15 protein-coding genes are annotated in these 16948 nt (G+C 68.4%); 10 read left to right on the top strand and 5 right to left on the bottom strand.

Translation table 11 applies throughout. From position 1 onward, the window contains the following. Positions 1–11 precede the first annotated feature (11 nt). Genes uxaC through ACU0B3_RS08530 form a run of 3 tightly spaced genes read left to right on the top strand, consistent with a single transcriptional unit; the run spans position 12 to position 3199 of the window. The gene (gene uxaC / locus ACU0B3_RS08540; RefSeq protein ID WP_446260426.1) at positions 12–1406 is read left to right on the top strand and encodes a glucuronate isomerase; all 1395 of its coding nucleotides are present in this window, start codon (positions 12–14) and stop codon (positions 1404–1406) included. Continuing rightward, positions 1403–2746, top strand: coding sequence for a mannitol dehydrogenase family protein (locus ACU0B3_RS08535; protein ID WP_446260425.1), 1344 nt, complete (start codon positions 1403–1405; stop codon positions 2744–2746). The genes uxaC and ACU0B3_RS08535 overlap by 4 nt, the downstream gene beginning before the upstream one ends. Positions 2747–2770: 24 nt before the next feature. Continuing rightward, the gene (locus ACU0B3_RS08530; protein WP_446260424.1) at positions 2771–3199 is read left to right on the top strand and encodes a MarR family winged helix-turn-helix transcriptional regulator; all 429 of its coding nucleotides are present in this window, start codon (positions 2771–2773) and stop codon (positions 3197–3199) included. On the opposite strand, the gene ACU0B3_RS08525 is transcribed toward ACU0B3_RS08530, so the two are convergent. Continuing rightward, positions 3200–3742 carry a 3-hydroxyanthranilate 3,4-dioxygenase gene (locus tag ACU0B3_RS08525; protein WP_446260423.1) on the bottom strand — a complete coding sequence of 181 codons (543 nt, stop codon included), beginning with the start codon at positions 3740–3742 and terminating at the stop codon, positions 3200–3202. A 60-nt stretch (positions 3743–3802) separates the two neighbouring features. Next, a complete protein-coding gene (locus ACU0B3_RS08520) occupies positions 3803–4573 on the bottom strand; it encodes an aspartate dehydrogenase (protein ID WP_446260422.1) in 771 nt (256 codons plus the stop codon). A 60-nt stretch (positions 4574–4633) separates the two neighbouring features. Between ACU0B3_RS08520 and ACU0B3_RS08515 the strand changes: the two genes are divergently transcribed. Next, positions 4634–6709: a xanthine dehydrogenase family protein molybdopterin-binding subunit gene (locus ACU0B3_RS08515; protein ID WP_446260421.1), complete on the top strand. Its 2076-nt coding sequence runs from the start codon at positions 4634–4636 to the stop codon at positions 6707–6709. Positions 6710–6714: 5 nt separating this feature from the next. Then, on the top strand, positions 6715–7671 hold the full coding sequence (locus ACU0B3_RS08510) for a dihydrodipicolinate synthase family protein (protein WP_446260420.1): 957 nt from the start codon (positions 6715–6717) through the stop codon (positions 7669–7671). A 168-nt stretch (positions 7672–7839) separates the two neighbouring features. Here ACU0B3_RS08510 and ACU0B3_RS08505 read toward each other — a convergent pair whose 3' ends face one another. The 3 genes from ACU0B3_RS08505 to ACU0B3_RS08495 are packed head-to-tail and all read right to left on the bottom strand — an operon-like array spanning position 7840 to position 10843. After that, complete coding sequence (locus ACU0B3_RS08505; protein ID WP_446260419.1) at positions 7840–9030, bottom strand: vWA domain-containing protein; 1191 nt, start codon at positions 9028–9030, stop codon at positions 7840–7842. Beyond that, positions 9027–10115 (bottom strand): ATP-binding protein, encoded by a 1089-nt coding sequence (locus tag ACU0B3_RS08500; RefSeq protein WP_446260418.1) that lies wholly within the window; start codon positions 10113–10115, stop codon positions 9027–9029. Before ACU0B3_RS08500 ends, ACU0B3_RS08505 begins: the two co-directional genes overlap by 4 nt. Further along, positions 10112–10843 (bottom strand): hypothetical protein, encoded by a 732-nt coding sequence (locus ACU0B3_RS08495; protein WP_446260417.1) that lies wholly within the window; start codon positions 10841–10843, stop codon positions 10112–10114. Before ACU0B3_RS08495 ends, ACU0B3_RS08500 begins: the two co-directional genes overlap by 4 nt. Positions 10844–10981: 138 nt before the next feature. On the opposite strand from ACU0B3_RS08495, the gene ACU0B3_RS08490 reads away from it, so the two are divergent. The 5 genes from ACU0B3_RS08490 (at position 10982) to ACU0B3_RS08470 (ending at position 16943) form a co-directional block, all read left to right on the top strand. Beyond that, the gene (locus ACU0B3_RS08490; protein WP_446260416.1) at positions 10982–11638 is read left to right on the top strand and encodes an ABC transporter ATP-binding protein; all 657 of its coding nucleotides are present in this window, start codon (positions 10982–10984) and stop codon (positions 11636–11638) included. After that, positions 11635–14037: an FtsX-like permease family protein gene (locus ACU0B3_RS08485; protein ID WP_446260415.1), complete on the top strand. Its 2403-nt coding sequence runs from the start codon at positions 11635–11637 to the stop codon at positions 14035–14037. The genes ACU0B3_RS08490 and ACU0B3_RS08485 overlap by 4 nt, the downstream gene beginning before the upstream one ends. Continuing rightward, positions 14030–15076 carry a lipocalin-like domain-containing protein gene (locus tag ACU0B3_RS08480; protein WP_446260414.1) on the top strand — a complete coding sequence of 349 codons (1047 nt, stop codon included), beginning with the start codon at positions 14030–14032 and terminating at the stop codon, positions 15074–15076. The genes ACU0B3_RS08485 and ACU0B3_RS08480 overlap by 8 nt, the downstream gene beginning before the upstream one ends. Beyond that, positions 15060–15608 (top strand): pyridoxamine 5'-phosphate oxidase family protein, encoded by a 549-nt coding sequence (locus tag ACU0B3_RS08475; protein WP_446260413.1) that lies wholly within the window; start codon positions 15060–15062, stop codon positions 15606–15608. The genes ACU0B3_RS08480 and ACU0B3_RS08475 overlap by 17 nt, the downstream gene beginning before the upstream one ends. Before the next feature lie 216 nt (positions 15609–15824). After that, positions 15825–16943 (top strand): NAD(P)H-dependent glycerol-3-phosphate dehydrogenase, encoded by a 1119-nt coding sequence (locus ACU0B3_RS08470; RefSeq protein WP_446260412.1) that lies wholly within the window; start codon positions 15825–15827, stop codon positions 16941–16943. The last annotated feature ends 5 nt before the right edge of the window (positions 16944–16948 follow it).

Here is a 16948-nt window from a genome sequence, read left to right as displayed (position 1 = left end):
TGCTGCACGGCATGAGCCTTTTGCACCCCGACCGCCTCTTTCCCGCCGATCCGGCCACCCGCAGGGTCGCGCGCCAGATTTACGCCCACGTCAAGGACCTGCCACTGGTCTGCCCGCACGGTCACACCGACCCGCTCTGGTGGAGTGAGAACCAGCCGTTCGACAACCCCGCGGCGCTCTTTGTGATCCCCGACCACTACGTCGTGCGGATGCTGGTGAGCCAGGGTGCAAGCTATCAGGAGCTGGGGATCGGCGCAGACGCCGAGACGGACGCGCGCAAGATCTGGCGCCGCTTTGCCGAAGGTTACCACCTTTTCCTCGGCACGCCTTCGCGGCTCTGGATCGACCACGCCTTGAGCGAAGTTCTTGGCATCGACACGGCCCTGACGCCGGACACCGCAGACACGATTTTCGATGCGATCCAGGCGCAACTCGGCACCGAGGCGTTCCGTCCGCGCGCGCTCTACCAGCGGTTCGGGATCGAGGTGATCGCGACAACCGACTCCGCGCTCGACACGCTCTCCCCGCACGAGACGGTCGCCAAGGATTGGCCCGAGGGGCGCGTCGTCCCGACTTACCGGCCCGACGCCGTGGTCGACCCGGAGTTCGAGGGCTTTGCGCAGAACCTTGAAACCTTCGGCGCGCTGACCGGATGCGACACTGCTACGTGGGATGGGTATCTCGACGCGCACCGCGCGCGCCGTGCGTTCTTTATCGCGCGTGGTGCGACCGCGACGGACCACGGCCACCCCACCGCCCGCACCGCGGACCTGACCAAGGCGGAGGCGCAGAGCCTCTTAGAGCGGGTGCGCACTGGTGACGCGAGCGCGGCGGAGGCCGAGCTCTTTCGCGCGCAGATGCTGACCGAGATGGCGCGGATGTCCTGCGAGGATGGGCTGGTGATGCAGCTGCACGCCGGCTCCTTCCGCAACCACTCCGGCGCGGTCTTTGCCGCCTATGGCCGGGACCGGGGCTTTGACATGCCGACCCGCACCTCGTGGGTGGAGGCGCTGCATCCACTGCTGAACACCGTGGGGATGGACCCGCGCCTGCGGCTGATCCTCTTTACCCTCGACGAGAGCACCTATGCGCGTGAGCTGGCGCCTTTGGCGGGGGCGTATCCCTGCCTGCGGCTGGGTCCGCCCTGGTGGTTTCACGACAGTTTCGAAGGGATGCGCCGGTTCCGGCAGGCGGTCACCGAGACGGCGGGGTTCTGGAACACCGCCGGGTTCAACGACGACACGCGCGCGCTTTTGTCGATCCCCGCCCGGCACGACGTGGCGCGGCGGTGCGATGCCGCCTACCTCGCCGACCTCGTCACGACGCACCGGCTGGGCGAAGAGGACGCGACTCAGATCGCGCCGCTGCTCGCCCGTGACCTTGCCAAGGAGGCGTATCGGCTGTGACCGGGGCAATCCTGCACCTCGGGCTCGGCGCCTTCTTTCGCGCCCATGTCGCCGACTACACCGAGGACGCCGGCGGCTGGCGGATCGAGCCTGTCGCGATGCGTTCACGCGCCTTGATCGACGCCCGCACCCGCGATGCGTTCGGCCTCGTGATCCGCGCGCCGGACGGGCCGAGGCTCAAGCCGATCACTTGCGTCGGGGCGGCACATCACTTGCCCACGCAGGCTGAGCAGATTGTGCGGCGCATCGCGGACCCGGATGTGCAGATCGTGACCCTGACCGTGACCGAAAAGGGCTATGGCGCGTTGCTGCCCGAGGCGCGGCTGGACCTCGGCAATCCCGGCATAACCGGCGACCTCCAAGGCACCGCACCCCCCACCACCGCCATCGGCGTTCTGGCGCGCGGCCTCGAAACACGCATGGGTCAAGGCGGCACCGGCCTCACACTCATGTCCTGCGACAACCTTACCGGCAATGGCGCCCTTCTGCGCGCGTTGCTGCTCGAATTCGCGGCCGAGACCGACCCGACCTTGCGGGACTGGATCGCAGCGCATTGCACCTTTCCCAGTAGCATGGTCGACCGGATCACGCCGGCCAGCACCTCTGACACCTTTGCCACCGCAGAGGCGCTGCGCGGGGCACCCGACCCCTGGGCGGTCGAGACCGAGCCCTTCCGCCAATGGGTGATCGAGGACAGCTTTGCCGGCCCGCGCCCCGCCTGGGAGAAAACCGGCGCGCAGATCGTCCCGGACGTGGCGCCCTTCGAAGAAATGAAGCTGCGGATGCTCAACGGCGCGCACTCGCTCCTCGCCTATCTCGGGGCGCTCGCGGGGCTGGAGGCGGTGCGGGACGTCATGCAGCATCCCATCGTGGCGCTGATCGAGGCGCATATGACTGCCGCCGCGCGGACCTTGCCGAGCGGTCTCGACACCGAGGGCTACCGGGCCGACCTGCTCAAACGCTTCGCCAATCCGGCCATCCAGCACCTCTGCCGCCAGATCGCGATGGACGGCAGCCAGAAGCTGCCCCAGCGCATCCTGCGTCCCGCGCTTGCAGCATTGCACGCCGGTCACTCCTTGGACAGCTACGCGCTGCCGCTTGCCGCCTGGCTGCGGTTCGCGGCTGGCGAAGGCGCGGCACTGCAAGACCCGCAAGCGCGCGTGATCGTGACCTTTCCCGCCGCCATGCCGGACCGTCTTTATGCGACGCAGACCTTGTTTGGTGTCGAGTTCGAGCCGCTTTTCGCGCACCATGAGTTCACCGACGCCGTCCAGCGCGCCGACACAATGCTGCAAGGCACGCCAGCGAACAGCTGGGCGCAAACTTGGTTGCAGCTGTAACTTACCCGCGGCAGATTGTGCGCCATGACGGACACCTTCGAGATGCGCGATTTCCTGCCCTACGTGCTGGCGCAGGCGGCGGAGGAGGTGAGCCTCGACTTCGCCAAGCTTTACCGCGACCGCTACGGGATGCTGCGCGGCGAATGGCGCGTGCTCTTTCACCTGGGCCGGTATGGCGCGCAAAGCGCGACGGACATCTCGCGCCGGGCGCGCATGCACAAGACCAAGATCAGCCGCGCCGTCGCCAAGCTCGAACAGCGCCGCTTTCTGACGCGGACTGAGCGGGAGGCGGACCGGCGGTGGGAGACGCTCGCGCTGACCCGGCAGGGGCAGGCGGCCTACGACGATCTGCGTGTGCGTGCCGAACGCTATGACGCCGCGCTGATGGCGCAGTTCAGCGAGGGGGAGCAGGCCGTGCTGCGCGCCGCGCTCCTCAAACTCGCCAAGCTCTGATCAGAGCTGCACCCAGCCCTCGGGCGGCTCCTTGCCGGGGTGCATCGCGCCGCAGTTCGGGCAGGTGCGCGCCTCGTCCGAGCCGTAGAACGCCTGATAGACCGGCGGCAGGTCGGTCACTATCGAGGTCAGCTGCATCTCCGAACGGTGCACGAGGTGGTTGCAGTCAAAGCAGTACCACTCGATTGCATCGAGCTGACCCGGCTGCCGCTTGGGTTCGATCACCAGACCGACCGATCCCTCCTGCGGGCGCTGCGGCGAGTGGCGTACGTGCGGCGGCAACAGGAACACCTCACCCGCGCGGATCGGCACGTCATAGAACTCCGTCCCGTCGAAGAGCTTGAGCAGCATGTCCCCTTCGAGCTGGTAAAAGAACTCCTCGACCGGGTCGTCGTGGTAATCGGTGCGCTTGTTCGGCCCGCCCACGACGGTCACCATCAGGTCGGCCTCCTCGAACACCATCTTGTTGCCGACGGGCGGTTTCAGCAGGTGCCGGTGTTCGTCGATCCATGCCTTGAAGTTGAACGCCGCAAGTCGTGCCATGGGAGCCTCCGCTATGTGCTGGTCCAAACGTGCGCGAGAACCTTTGGTGCCGTCAATCGTTCAAAGCTGAACCGGCGCAGCGAGCGCCTCGAGCCGGGCCACGACGCTCATCGCCGCAAGTGCTGAGGAGCGCGGGGCGTCCGGCAGGGCGTTGCCTGCGACCTGAAAGCTGAGCGTGCCGAAATCGCCCGAGGCGTGGATCTCGTGGATGTTGGCGGTTCGGGTCGGGTCCGCGATCAGCGTGACCTGCGTGGCGTCGAACCCCACGCCGCTGAGCGCCACCGCGGCGGCGACATTGGCGTTCTTGGGGTAGGCAAGCGCCGCGTCGCGGGCGGTCCCTTCGAAATGTGTGGCGGGCGTGTCGCCAAGCGCATCGAGGTCCAGCCGCTCTTCGGCGGGTGATCCCTTCCACCCCTGTGGCGGCTTGCGCCCGATGTACTGAACCCTGTCCAGCTTGCCCGTGCGCGCGGCCCGCAGCGCATCGAGCGCGCCAATGGCCCCGCTTGCGAGGTGCAGCTGCGTGCCGCCTGCCTCTGCCGCTGCCTTGAGGTCAGTATACAACGCATCGTCCGCCAGCGCGCCGAGGCTCACGGTGACGAGCGCCGTGCCACCGCGCAAAATCGCTGCGCCATAGCCGCGCAAGGCCGAATGCCCGGCGCAGTCCACCACCACATCCGCAGGTGGCAAGTCCGCCACCTCCGTCACCCAGCCCGGGGCAAGCTCCGCCGTGTCGGCACGCACCAGCACCGCCGCGATCCGCCAACCCCTTGCCTCCGCTGCAGCGGTCACGTGCCGCGCGATGGCGCCTTTTCCGATCAAGATCAGCCGCATCTTTGCTCCTTTTCGCGCGCAAGGCTGGCATATGCCGCGCTTTGCACGCAAGTTCGGGATATGACCGGAGCGCCGCTTTCGAAACGCGAGGACCCGCCTTTGCTGCGCGGAGAGGCGTGTTTTGTCGCCGACGCGCCTTTGCGCGAACCGCTGCATCTGGCGTTTGTGCGGAGCGAGGCGGCTGGCCAGTTTGATACGCTCGATCTGGCGGATGCGCGGGAGGTGCCGGGCGTCGTCGCAGTCCATGATGGGACGGAGGTTGCCGGGCTTGGCGCGCTTTCGGTCAATCCGATCCTGCCGGTCGTGACCCCATTGCCGTATCCTATCCTCGCGCAGGGCGAAGTGATGGCGGCGGGCCAGCCGATTGCCGCCGTGTTGGCCGAGACGGAGGCCGCGGCGCAGGACGGGGTGGAGGCGATCTGGGCGGACATAGCTGCCGTCGAGCCCGCGCCTGTTGCAGTGGCGGAGCAGGGCTGGACCACTGGCGACGTGGATACGGCGTTCCGGGAGGCAACGCATGTGGTGACGGTCTCCGTCAAGCACCCGCGCCTGGCCCCAAGCCCGATGGAGCCACGCGGGATTGCGATCAAAGTTGAAGGCGATAACGCCACCATCTGGCACAGCACCCAGACCCCGCACCGCACCCGGTCCGAACTGGCACGCATCCTCAGCGTCGACCCCGCCCGCCTGCGCGTGATCGCGCGCGACGTGGGTGGTGCCTTCGGGATGAAAGCGTCGCTCTACCCAGAAGAAGTCTTCGCCGTCTGGGCAGCACTGCACCACCGCCGCGACGTGCGCTGGATCGCCACCCGGTCCGAGGATTTCCTCTCCGCCACCCACGGGCGCGGGGTCCACAGTGAGGGCGCGCTGGCCGTTGCAGAGGACGGCACGTTCCTTGCGCTCCACGCCAAGGTCACGGCGCCCATCGGACCTTGGCTGCCGAACTCCGGCCTCATCCCAGCGTGGAACGCGGCGCGGATGCTGCCCTGCGGGTACGACATCGACACGGTTCAGATCACGACCACTGCACAGCAGGATGGGTTGGGACCAACGGGCATCTACCGAGGCGCAGGACGGCCCGAGGCCAACGTCCTGATGGAGCGGCTCGTCGACAATGCCGCGCGCGCGACGGGCCTCGATCCGGTTACGATCCGGCGCAAGAACCTGCTAAGCGCAGGGGCTTTGCCAAAGCACACGCCCTGCGGAAACACGCTCGACTCCGGTGACTATGCGGCGCTGCTTGACGGGTTGCTCGGGGCGGCTGGCTACGCCGCGCTCACGGCCCGTCGGGATGCTCTACGGAGGGACGGCCAGCTTGCCGGGCTCGGTCTAGCCTTCTACCTCGAGCCTTCCGGCGAGGGCTGGGAAAGCGCACGCGTCACCCTCCAAGCGGATGGCACGGCACATGTGGCGAGCGGGAGCTCCTCACAAGGCCATGGCCGCCAGACTTCCTACGCAAGAATAGCGGCGAATGCGCTGGGCCTGTCCGAGAGCGCTGTTTCAGTGAGTTTGGGTGACACAGAGACAGACCCCGAAGGCATCGGCGCGCTCGCCAGCCGCGCCACCGCGATTGGCGGCAGCGCTGTGCTCAAGGCGTGCCTGGACTTGCTCGCAAAACGCGAAGATGGCGCCGGTTACCCCATCGAGGCCGAGGTCCGCTATGCCAATGACGGCCAAGCCTGGGGCTATGGCGCCGCGCTTGCGCTGGTGAAAGTAGATCCCGAGACAGGCATGGTCGCGGTCCAGAAAGTTGCCTGCCTTGACGACGCAGGCACCCTCATCGTGCCGGAGCTGGCGCATGGCCAGATCGTCGGAGGATTCGCGCAGGGCTTTGGCGAGGCGCTGATGGAGGCGGTGCATCACGACGCGGACGGCGAGCTGCTCACGGGCTCTTTCATGGACTACGCCCTGCCGCGTGCGACTGACGTGCCACCGCTTGACATCCACACCGCCGAGACGCCATCGCCCACCAACCTGCTGGGTGCCAAGGGGCTGGGGGAGGCGGGCACAATCGCCGCACCCGCCGTACTGCTGAGCGCCGTGCTCGACGCGCTTGCGCCGCTCGGCATCACCGATCTCGACATGCCGCTCACGCCCTGCAAGGTGTGGAGCGCGATGCAGGACGCAAAAGGATAGGCCCGATGGAGTACACCCAAGCCACTGCCAAGGAGCACGCCAAGGACACGATGCGCGGCATCTGGGCGGCGGCGCTCACGCCCTTTGCCGAGGACGGATCGCTCGACGAGGCGGGCCTGCGCCGCAACATCCGGCACTGGGTGGACGATCTGGAGATCGCCGGCCTCTTTATCGCGGGCAAGCAGGGCGAGTTCTGGGCGATGTCGCTCGAAGAGCGTAAGCGCAACATGAAGATCGCGGTGGACGAATGCCGGGGCAGCGCGCAGACGATCCTCTCGGCCTCCGATCAGAACGTCGACACGGTGCTCGAACTGGGCCGGTACGCGCAGGAGATCGGCGCGGATTACATCGTCGTGCACACGCCGATGCTCAGCTTTTGCCACGACCGGGACGCGTTGCTCTACGCCTATTACAAGCGGCTCTGTGACAACCTCGACATCGGGATCGCGATGTGGAGCCATCCCGATTGCGGGTACCTGATGGAGCCCGAGACGGCGGCACGCATCGCGGAACTGCCGAACATCGTGGCGATCAAGTACTCGGTGCCTCGCGAGATGTACGTCGCGCTGACGGAGATGGTCGGGGACAAGATCCAAGTGTCGACCTCGCTGGAGGATGACTGGCTGCGCAACATCGAGGAGCTTGATTGGAGGCTCTACCTCTGCTCGTCGCCGCCCTACCAGCTGCAGACCAAGGTGGACCGACGGATGCACGAGTACACCGAGCTCGCCTTTGCCGGGAAGTTTACAGAGGCGTGGAAGGTGCGCGACAGCCTCGATCCTGTGCGACAGGCGATCAAGACGACCAAGCCTGCGGGGAAACCCACGGCGCATGGGAAGTACTGGCAGTCGCTCCTGGGTCAGGTCGGAGGACAGGTGCGGTTTCCGATGCTGGAGCTGGATGAGGCCGAGAAGGCCGCGACGCGGGCGGCGTTTGAGGGGTGTGGGTTGCGGCTGGATTAGAGCAAGCGGCTTTTGTTTTATACGAAAGAAACAGACGTACACGCGCCGTCCCGCGGGGTGGCGCAATCGCGCCGCCCCATGGGGGCGGGACGGCGCGGCCTGACGGAAACCGTCAGGCGGGCGCTTTCTTTTGGGCGGGTAAACTACCCGCTTCGAATTCTCTTTACGCTAATCCATCATCAGGATGCGTCCGAAATCCGGGACCGTTTCGGTGCCGGGCGGCAGCACCCAAACCACGTCAAACGGAGGGCGTTTCGGCAAAGGCGCGTCGCCGTCGCTGAGCAGGATCAGGAGGGACGGGTCCAGTTCTGCCGCGCGGTCGAAAACCGGGACAAAGGACGTGCCGCCGCCGCGACGGACTTGCAGGTGGTCGAGGGCGAATGCGCCCTCCATGGTCGCCTCGTGATGCACGTCGTCGTCGAAGGCCAAGAGCGTGCAAAGCGCGCCAGAGCGGCGCTGGATGCCGGAGAGTTCGGCGGCAAAGAGGTCCCATTGCTGGCTTGTGACCGAGCTTGACGTGTCGATGGCGACGACGATCCGGGGCACTGTGGACTGGCCGCGGCGGGCGGGTTCGAACGGGGTCAGGTCACCGGCGCCGGCGCGGGCGATCCAGCGCCGCGAGGGGCGTGACCAGCGGACCTGCGGTTTCGGAAGGGTTGCCTTGAGGAAGAGGTGCCGCAGCTCGCGCTCCCACGGGAGCTTGGCGGGCGCCAGCGCTGCGAGACGTGCAAGGAGCGGTCCGATGCCGTGACCGACGCCCTGGCCTGCGGCCTCGGCACGGGCGAGATGCGCGCGCCAGGCGGTCTCTTCATCAGGGGCGACGTCGCCGTTCTCGGAAGGCACGATGTCCTGTTTGAAGCCTTTCCCGTCGGCGTATTTGCGGGCAGAGGCGGCTTTGGCGGGGTCCGACAGGAGGGCGAAGTAGAGCTTTTCGGCCTCCCATTTTGCCAGCGTCTCGCGCGGCGTGCCGGGGTTGAGACCGGACTCTTTGAGAAGGCCGGTCAACGTGACCGACGGAGGCGGCACCGGCAGGTCGCCCGCGCGCAGGGTCTCGTTCACGATGGCATCGGTGATGAGCGCGTAAAGGTCAGTGTCACACGCCTTGCCCAGCCGGGTTTTCATTGCTCCGGCGCGGGCGGTGTGGCGGAGCGCGACGTGCAGCACGTGGTGCGCGACGGTGCCGACTTGATCCTGCAGCGGGAGCGTGTCGAAGGCCGGGCCGTACCGGATGGTGTCGCCGTCGGTCTGGGTATCTCCGCCGTGTTCTTGGTGGACGCACCAGAGCATCAGCAGGCCAAGCGCCGGGTCGCGTTCGGCCAGATGCGCGCGCGCCCGTGCAGAGCGGTCGGTGCCGGTCACAGCCCTGCGGCGGCGCGCGCCTCGGCGTAGTCGGCATAGGCGTCGCTGCCGGCGAAGGCGTCCTCCCACCCGTGATCGAGCGCCTTGGCAATGAGCCGTTCGAACCCGAAGGCGGAAAGGTCCGCGAGCGGCAGGCCGAGGGCGGCGTCGAGGTGGCGGATGTCCTCGAAGATCTCGATGGCGGCGGGCATCGTCTGCTCGCTGGCGCCTGACACAGTGCCGAACACCAGTGCGGTCAACCCGTTGAGCGTTTGCGGGTAGAGGTCCTTGCGCTTGCTGCGCGCGGTCGCGAACATCTCCTCGACATCGAGTGCGGCGGCGACTTCGTCGACGACCAGCATGACCTCGGCGGCGGACGCTTCGCCCACCGTTCCGGCGATCATCGCATGACGGAGGACCCGGTCCGAGACGCTGTGCAGGATGTCCGACACGCGGAGCCATGCGCGGGGCGTGGCGGCCACGGTCTGGCCTTTGCGCAGCGCGTCTTCGGTGGTGTCGAGGAGGTCGGGCCGGGCGCGCAGGAACGCTGGCACCGCCGGGTGCGCGTTCTGCTCGGCGGCGTAGACGAGCCAGTCGTCGATGCGCGCCTCCACCACGAGATGCACCATCCGGTCGCTGAGCGCAGTTCCCATGTCATAGGCGACAGCGCCGTCCGCAGAGCCATTGCCAGCCGCCACTAGAAACACGTCCTCGCCGATGCTGTGCGCGCCCACACGCCGTTCCTGCAGGAGGCCGTAGACCGCCGGGTGCAGCATCGGCGGTGCGGCGGTCAGCTCGTCGAGAAAGAGCACGGCAGGCCCGGTTTGCGGCAGATCCTCGGGGCGGTACCAGACGGTGCGTTTGCCCTCGTGGTCGTAGAAGGGCAGGCCGCGGAGGTCTTGCGGCTCCATCATCGTCAGCCGCAGGTCAAAGAGCGGCGCGTCGAGGCGGGCCGCGAGTGCGCGGACCAGCTCGGATTTGCCCACGCCGGGCCGCCCGTGCAGCATCCAAGAGGTGCGCAGACCGCCGGCCTTTTGTGCTTGCCAGCCTGCCCAGAGGACCTCGCCCGCGCGAGTCGCGGACATGCGCTGCGCGTTGACGGTCATGCGGTGGCTTCCGTGGCTGTCGCGTGTGCTTTGGCCTGGGCCTTGCCCTTGGCCTGCAGGCGGGCGCCGAGGCGGGCGTGGGCGGAGACGCCGCGCACGTCGTAGGTGATGTCGCGCAGGTACGTCTTGGCCCGGGCGTTTGCACGGTGCAGGTCGCGTTCGGTGAGGTCTGTGTCAAAGAGCACGGCCAGCGCCTGCCGGTCCTCGGGGGTGAGGCTCAGCACGCGGTTCGGATCCTCGGCCTGGATCGAGACGAGCGTGAGCGGCGCGACGCGGGCGATCTCGGACTGCTCAAGCACGAGGTGCAATTGGCCTTGGCTCATCTCGTGCCGGGCGGCGATCTCGGGGAGCATACCGCGTGCGCGATAGGTGAGCTGGTCGAGCACGCGGGCCGCGGCGTCCTCGTCGATCAGTTTTTCGCGGGCAGTGTCGGAGTAGTGCAGCGCCTTCATCTCCACGAGCGCGATCACGAGGATCATGGCGAGCGGCGCCTGCGCCAGCGGCAGGGCCAGCTGCGGCCAGATCAGCATCGCGATCACGAAGGGCAGGAGCGCTACGATGTAGCGCAAGACCTGCACTTCGAAGATCAGCCGCGCCCATGTCGCGGTCCCGGCGCCGGCGCGCGGGATCACCGCGACGCGCCCGAGGAACCGTTTCGGCAGGCTGCGTGTCTCGAGCACGCCGGGGTTGCGCAGGGTCGCGTGGGTCACGATGAACATCCGCGTCATTTAACGCATCAGCCGGGTCTGTCCACGGCAGTTTCGCGGGTGGTGGATGGGGTAAATTGCGGCACCTGTGGGCAAGCCAAGGCGGGCGCCCTATCTGGCGTGGGACGCCCGGACGAAGATGCTCCCGAAAGAGGCACCATGCTGACCGCACGCACCCTTGTGAAGTCCTATCCCAGCCGCACCGGCCGGGTGGAAGTGCTGGGCGGCGTTTCGCTGGAACTGGCGCGCGGGGAGACGCTGGCGCTGACGGGGGAGAGCGGGTCGGGCAAGAGCACGCTCCTGCATCTGCTCGCCGCGCTCGACGTGCCAGACAGCGGTGAAGTGCTGCTCGAAGGGCAGGACATCTCGGCGCTGGGTGATGCCGCGCGGGCAGGGCTGCGGCGCGACCGGTTCGGGATCGTCTTCCAGGCGTTGAACCTCGTGCCGTCGCTGAGCGTGGCCGAGAACATGGCGCTGCACGCGCGTATGGCGGGGCGGTACGACGCCGCCGTCTGCGACGATCTGGCCGAGCGGCTGGGGCTGGGCGCGCTGATGTGCCGCCGCCCGGAGGACCTTTCGGGCGGGCAGCAGCAGCGCGTGGCAATCGGGCGGGCGCTTGCGGCGCGGCCGGATGTGCTGTTCGCGGACGAGCCGACCGGCAACCTCGACGAGGAGACGGCGGACCGGGTGATGGACCTGATGCTAGAGCTGACGCGGGAGACCGGGACGGCCTGCCTGATGGTGACCCACTCGCCGCGGCTCGCGGCGCGGTTGGACCGGCAGGTGCATCTGAGCAAGGGGCAGATCGCGGCATGAGGGTCGCGCTGCGTGTCCTGATCTCGCACTGGCGGCGGCATCCCTTGCAGCTGTTGACGCTGGTCGGGGGGCTGGTGCTGGCCACTGCGCTTTGGTCCGGGGTGCAGGCGCTGAACGCGCAGGCGCGGGCGAGCTACGCCGCCTCTGCCGCGGTGCTGGGGCAGGACAGCCTCGATCGGCTTGTGCCCGCGCCGGGTGCGCGGATCACCTGGGACGAGGTGACGGAGCTAAGGCGCGCGGGCTGGCTTGTCTCTCCGGTGGTCGAGGGGCGGGCGCGGATCGGGGACCTGCGCGTGCAGGTGCTAGGGATCGACCCGCTGACGACGCCGCCGCGCGCCGGGCTGGCCGCCTTTGCCGACGGGTTGGTCACGATCGAGGCATTCCTGACGGCGCCCGGTGTCTGGCTGGTCGCGCCGGAGGACGTGGCGCGCTTTGCGCCCGGTGCGCCGGTGCTGGCCTCAGCGGATGTGCCGCGCGGCACGCTCATCACGGACCTCGCGCAGGCGCGGGAGCTGCTGGTCGTCGCAGGGTTCGACCATTTGCTGGTCGCGCAGGCACAGCCGCTGGGCATACCGCCGCTGGAGGAGGTCACGGCGCTGCAGCGCATCACGCCGGAGGACACGTCGGACATCGCCGGTCTCACGGACAGCTTTCACCTCAACCTGACGGCCTTTGGCCTTTTGAGCTTTGCGGTGGGGCTCTTCATCGTGCAGTCGGCGATTGGCCTGGCAGTGCACCAGCGCGAGGGCTCGGTCCGCACGCTGCGCGCAATCGGCATGGCGCCGGGTCGCGTGCTTGGTGCCTTTGCGGTCGAACTGGGGCTGATCGCTCTGGTGGCGGGCGCGCTGGGCCTTGCCGCTGGGTACGCGCTGGCGGGCCTGCTGATGCCGGGTGTGTCGGACACGCTGCAGGGGCTTTACGGGGCGAGGGCAAGTCTTGAGATGCAGTTCGATCCGGTCTGGGCGGTCGCGGGTCTGGCGATGACGCTGGGTGGGACGGCGCTCGCGGGCGCCCGGGCCGGCTGGCGTCTGGTGCGTTTGCCGCTTTTGGCGCGGGCCGGCTCGGACCGGGCGACGCGCGACGTGGGGCGGATGGCGCGCTGGCAGGCGGGTGCCGGCGCTCTGCTCGTGCTGGTTGCGGCGCTCCTTTCCGTGCTGGCCGAGAGCCTGATCGCCGGGTTTGCCTGCCTTGCCGCGCTCCTCCTGGGGGCGGCGTTGATGCTGCCGTGGCTCTTGATGGCGCTGCTGGGGCTCGCGCGGCGCATCGTGAGCCCGGGCCTGCCGCGCTGGGCGGTGGCCGATACCGAAGCGCAGGTGCCGGGGCTCTCGCTCGCGCTGATGGCGCTGCTCCTGGCGCTGGCGGCCAATGTCGGGGTCGGCACTATGGTGGGCTCGTTCCGCACGACCTTTATCGGATGGCTCGACCAGCGGCTGGCGGCGGAGGTCTATGTCACCGCGCGTTCGGGCGAGGAGGCGCAGGAGCTGCGCGGTTGGCTCTCTGCCCGCGAGGACGTCACGGCGGTGCTGCCGATCTGGTCGGTCGACCTGCCGCTGCTCGGTGTTCCGGGGGTGGCGTACGGAGTGGTCCCGCACGCCACCTATCGCGACCACTGGCCGTTGGTTGCCGCCGAAGCGGATGTCTGGACCCGGTTCGAGGCGGGCGCGGGCATTCTCGTCAATGAACAGCTCTTTCGCCGGAACGCTTTGGCGCTGGGGCAGGAGATTGCGGTCACGGGCGCGTGGCGGGCGGAGGTGCTGGGCGTTTATTCCGACTACGGCAACACGCGTCCGCAGATCATGGGTCTGAGCGATCTCGTCGCCGCTCACGTGGTGCAGCCGGAGGTGCTGCGCTTTGCCGTGCGCGTGGCGCCGGAGACAAGCGCAGAATTGGTGGAGGCGCTGCGGGCGGGGTTCGCGTTGCCGCCACCGAATGTGGTCGATCAGGGCCAAGTCAAGGCGTTCTCGCTCGATGTGTTCGAGCGGACGTTCCTGATCACCGGTGCGCTCAACGTGCTGACGCTTGGGGTTGCGGGGTTCGCACTCTGGACCAGCCTTTTGACGCTCTCGGACCTGCGCCTGCCGCATCTGGCGCCGGTCTGGTCCATGGGGCTGCCGTCGCGGGCGCTTGCGCTCTTTGAGGGTGCGCGCACGCTGGCGCTTGCGGTAATGGTCTGGGCGCTCTCGATCCCGCTGGGGTTGATGCTCGCCTGGGTGCTTTTGACGATCGTGAACGTGCAGGCGTTTGGCTGGCGCCTGCCGATGTCGGTCTTCCCCATCGACTGGCTGGTGCTCGGCGCAAGTGCGGTGGTGGCGACGCTTGTGGCGGCGGCCTGGCCGGCGCTGATGCTCATGCGGCAGGGTCCCTTCCGCCTGCTCAAGGTGGCGGCGGCCGATGCGTAGGCGGCCGCTCATCCTCGGCCTTGCGGCGGCGCCGGGCCTGCTCGAGGCGCAGGGCTTTGCCGGGCTCGGCACCGATGCAGAGGGCTTTGCCGTGCCGCAACGCGGGGCGGCGTTCACCTTTCCCGAGGATCACGGCGCGCACCCGGCCTACCGGATCGAGTGGTGGTACCTGACGGTGACGCTCGAGGGCGACGACGGGCGCGCCTATGGCGTGCAGTGGACGCTCTTTCGCTCGGCCTTTGCCCCGAACGGCGCGCAGCTTTGGATGGGGCACGCGGCGCTCACCACACCGGACGCGCATCTGAGCACGGAGCGGTTCAGCCGGGGGCGCGTCGGCACCGCGGGCGTCGTGCTGCCGCTCGAGGCGTGGATCGACGAGTGGCGCCTTGCGAGTGTCGCGGCCGAGGGGGATGCGATGGACCGGATGCGCGTGAGTGCCGGCGGTCCTGCCTTCCGCTACGCGCTTGATCTGGAGGCAGAGGGACCGCTCGTCTTTCACGGGGACGCGGGCTACTCGGTCAAGTCCGAGGACGGGCAGGCGAGCTTTTACTACTCGCAGCCCTTCTTTCGCGCCTCCGGCGAGGTCGAGACGCAGGAAGGTGCGGTGCAGGTCACCGGGCAGGGCTGGCTCGACCGGGAGTGGTCGTCGCAGCCGCTCTCTCCGGATCAGAGCGGTTGGGACTGGTTCTCTTTGACTTTCGCGGAGGGCCTGCGGCTGATGGCCTTTGGCCTGCGGAGCACGGACGGGAGGCACTTCACCTCCGGGACCTGGATCCTGCCGGACGGGCAGACGCAGGCGCTGGGACCCGGGGAGGTCGTCCTGACCCCGCTCGAGGCGCGCGTGGTGCAGGGGCGCCGTGTCCCGCTGCGCTGGCGGCTCGCGGTGGCGCGGTTCGCGGTCGACATCGAGGTCGTCGCAGAGCGGGACGATTGCTGGATGGACACCACCATCCGCTACTGGGAGGGTCCGGTGCGGGCGACGGGCTCGCACACCGGGCGGGGCTACCTGGAGATGACGGGTTATGACGGACCATCCTGAGACGCTCGACGCGCTGTGGCGCATGGCGGAGACGGCGCTGACGCGCGGCGTTGCGGACCGCAAGCACCCTGCACGGCACCCGGTTCTGGCGACCACGGGGCCCGACGGGCCCGAGCAGCGCGTGCTGGTGCTGCGCGGCTGGCAGGGCGGTGTGGCCCGCCTTCAGACCGATGCAGCGACGGCCAAGGTGCGCGAGCTGCGGGCAGACCCGCGGTGCAGCCTGCACGTCTGGGTGCCAAAGCAGTCGCTCCAGATCAGGCTCAAGGCGCGCGTGGAGATGGTGCCGGGCACCGAAGAGGCGTGGCGCAACATGCCCGAGGCCGCGCGTGAGGTCTACGGCGGTACGCCGACACCGGGCGTTCCCATTTCAGCGCCGGATGACTTCACCCCGGGTGCGGAGCTGGCCCGGTACCTTGTGCTGCATCTGCAGTGTCACGCGGCGGAGGTGCTGCATCTTGGTGCAAAGCGGCATGTGCGGGCGACCTACCTGCGGGACAGCGGCGCGTGGCGAGGTCAATGGGTTGCCCCTTGAGGCGGCGCGGCGCCTAATTCCTGCGCTTTTTGCCTGATCTGACAGCACGCGCTGTCTTCCGGCTGTGGACAACGGGCCGCGTCCCGGCGCACGTAAGCGGTCATCGAGCCACGGCGCCACGCGGCAGCGATTGGCAGGAATTCGGGAACCGAAGGCGCCCATTTGCGTTTCCCTCGCATGCGCAGCGTCAAGACTGCGCACAGATGGGGTACACGCGTGATCAATCCAACGACACTCAAGGGTGGCTCGCTGCCTGCGGAAATTTCGACCGTTGCTGTCATTGGCGCCGGCTCGTGGGGGACGGCGCTTGCGGCATTGGCCTGCCACGCCGGGCGCTCCGTGCGCCTTTGGGGACGCGATGCAGGCGTCATCGAGGCCATTGCGGAAAGGTCCGAGAACCCAGCCTACCTCGAGGGTGTGCGCCTGCCGGACAGGATGTCTGCGACGACCGACCTTCCCGCCGCCCTGCACGGCGCCGACGTCGTTCTGCTCGTCGTGCCAAGTGTCGCGGTACGCGAGGCCTGTGCCGCCATGGCGCCCCACCTTGCCCCCGGTGTGCCCGTCGCCGTCTGCGCCAAGGGGATAGAAGAAGGCTCCGGCCTCTTGATGACGCAGATCGCCGAGGAAGAGCTGCCGGGCCACCCGATCGGCGTGCTGTCCGGGCCGACCTTTGCCGCCGAAGCGATCGAGCGTCACCCGACGGCGGCCACCATCGCCTTTCCGTTTTCACATTACGACCGGCTCGATCCGTCGCAGAGCGTCGCAGTGCGCCTGTCGCGGGCGCTTGGCTCGCAGACCTTCCGCACGCACATCAGCGACGACGTGGCCGGCGTCGAGATTTGCGGCGCCGTCAAGAACGTCATCGCGCTCGCCTGTGGCATGATGGCGGGCGCGGGCTACGCCGAGAACACCCGCGCGGCGCTCATCACGCTCGGGCTCGCAGAGATGCGGCGGCTCGTGTCGGCGCTCGGCGGGCGGGACGAGACCGTCATGGGGCTCGCAGGGCTCGGGGATCTCTCGTTGACCTGCTCGTCCACCACGTCGCGCAACATGTCGCTGGGTCACCAGCTGGGCCAGGGTCTTGCGCGCGCCGAGTGTTTCGAGGGCCGACCAGTGGTGGTCGAGGGCGAGCACAATGCGATCAACGTCTGCGCACTGGCAGAGCGGCTTGGGGTGCAGATGCCCGTCGCGACGGCCGTGCGCGACATTCTCCACGCGGATGCCGATCTACCGGCGACCTTTGCCGCGCTCTGGGCGCAGCCGCAATGGGCGGAGCCGGACGCGATGGACTTTGCCGTGGCGCATCCCGCCGCGCTCACCACGGCGGCGGAGTAACACTC

This window comes from Pseudaestuariivita sp. (assembly GCF_052825805.1).
The sequence above is the reverse complement of the archived record's forward strand: the minus strand, read 5'-3'. Positions and strand labels throughout refer to the sequence as shown.

Excerpts from the sequence above, each read along its gene's own strand:
- uxaC (WP_446260426.1), top strand. The coding sequence starts at position 12 with ATGAGCCTTTTGCACCCCGACCGCCTCTTTCCCGCCGATCCGGCCACC.
- ACU0B3_RS08530 (WP_446260424.1), top strand. The coding sequence starts at position 2,771 with ATGACGGACACCTTCGAGATGCGCGATTTCCTGCCCTACGTGCTGGCG.
- ACU0B3_RS08525 (WP_446260423.1), bottom strand. The coding sequence starts at position 3,742 with ATGGCACGACTTGCGGCGTTCAACTTCAAGGCATGGATCGACGAACAC.
- ACU0B3_RS08520 (WP_446260422.1), bottom strand. The coding sequence starts at position 4,573 with ATGCGGCTGATCTTGATCGGAAAAGGCGCCATCGCGCGGCACGTGACC.
- ACU0B3_RS08515 (WP_446260421.1), top strand. The coding sequence starts at position 4,634 with ATGACCGGAGCGCCGCTTTCGAAACGCGAGGACCCGCCTTTGCTGCGC.
- ACU0B3_RS08510 (WP_446260420.1), top strand. The coding sequence starts at position 6,715 with ATGGAGTACACCCAAGCCACTGCCAAGGAGCACGCCAAGGACACGATG.
- ACU0B3_RS08500 (WP_446260418.1), bottom strand. The coding sequence starts at position 10,115 with ATGACCGTCAACGCGCAGCGCATGTCCGCGACTCGCGCGGGCGAGGTC.
- ACU0B3_RS08495 (WP_446260417.1), bottom strand. The coding sequence starts at position 10,843 with ATGACGCGGATGTTCATCGTGACCCACGCGACCCTGCGCAACCCCGGC.
- ACU0B3_RS08490 (WP_446260416.1), top strand. The coding sequence starts at position 10,982 with ATGCTGACCGCACGCACCCTTGTGAAGTCCTATCCCAGCCGCACCGGC.
- ACU0B3_RS08485 (WP_446260415.1), top strand. The coding sequence starts at position 11,635 with ATGAGGGTCGCGCTGCGTGTCCTGATCTCGCACTGGCGGCGGCATCCC.
- ACU0B3_RS08480 (WP_446260414.1), top strand. The coding sequence starts at position 14,030 with ATGCGTAGGCGGCCGCTCATCCTCGGCCTTGCGGCGGCGCCGGGCCTG.
- ACU0B3_RS08475 (WP_446260413.1), top strand. The coding sequence starts at position 15,060 with ATGACGGACCATCCTGAGACGCTCGACGCGCTGTGGCGCATGGCGGAG.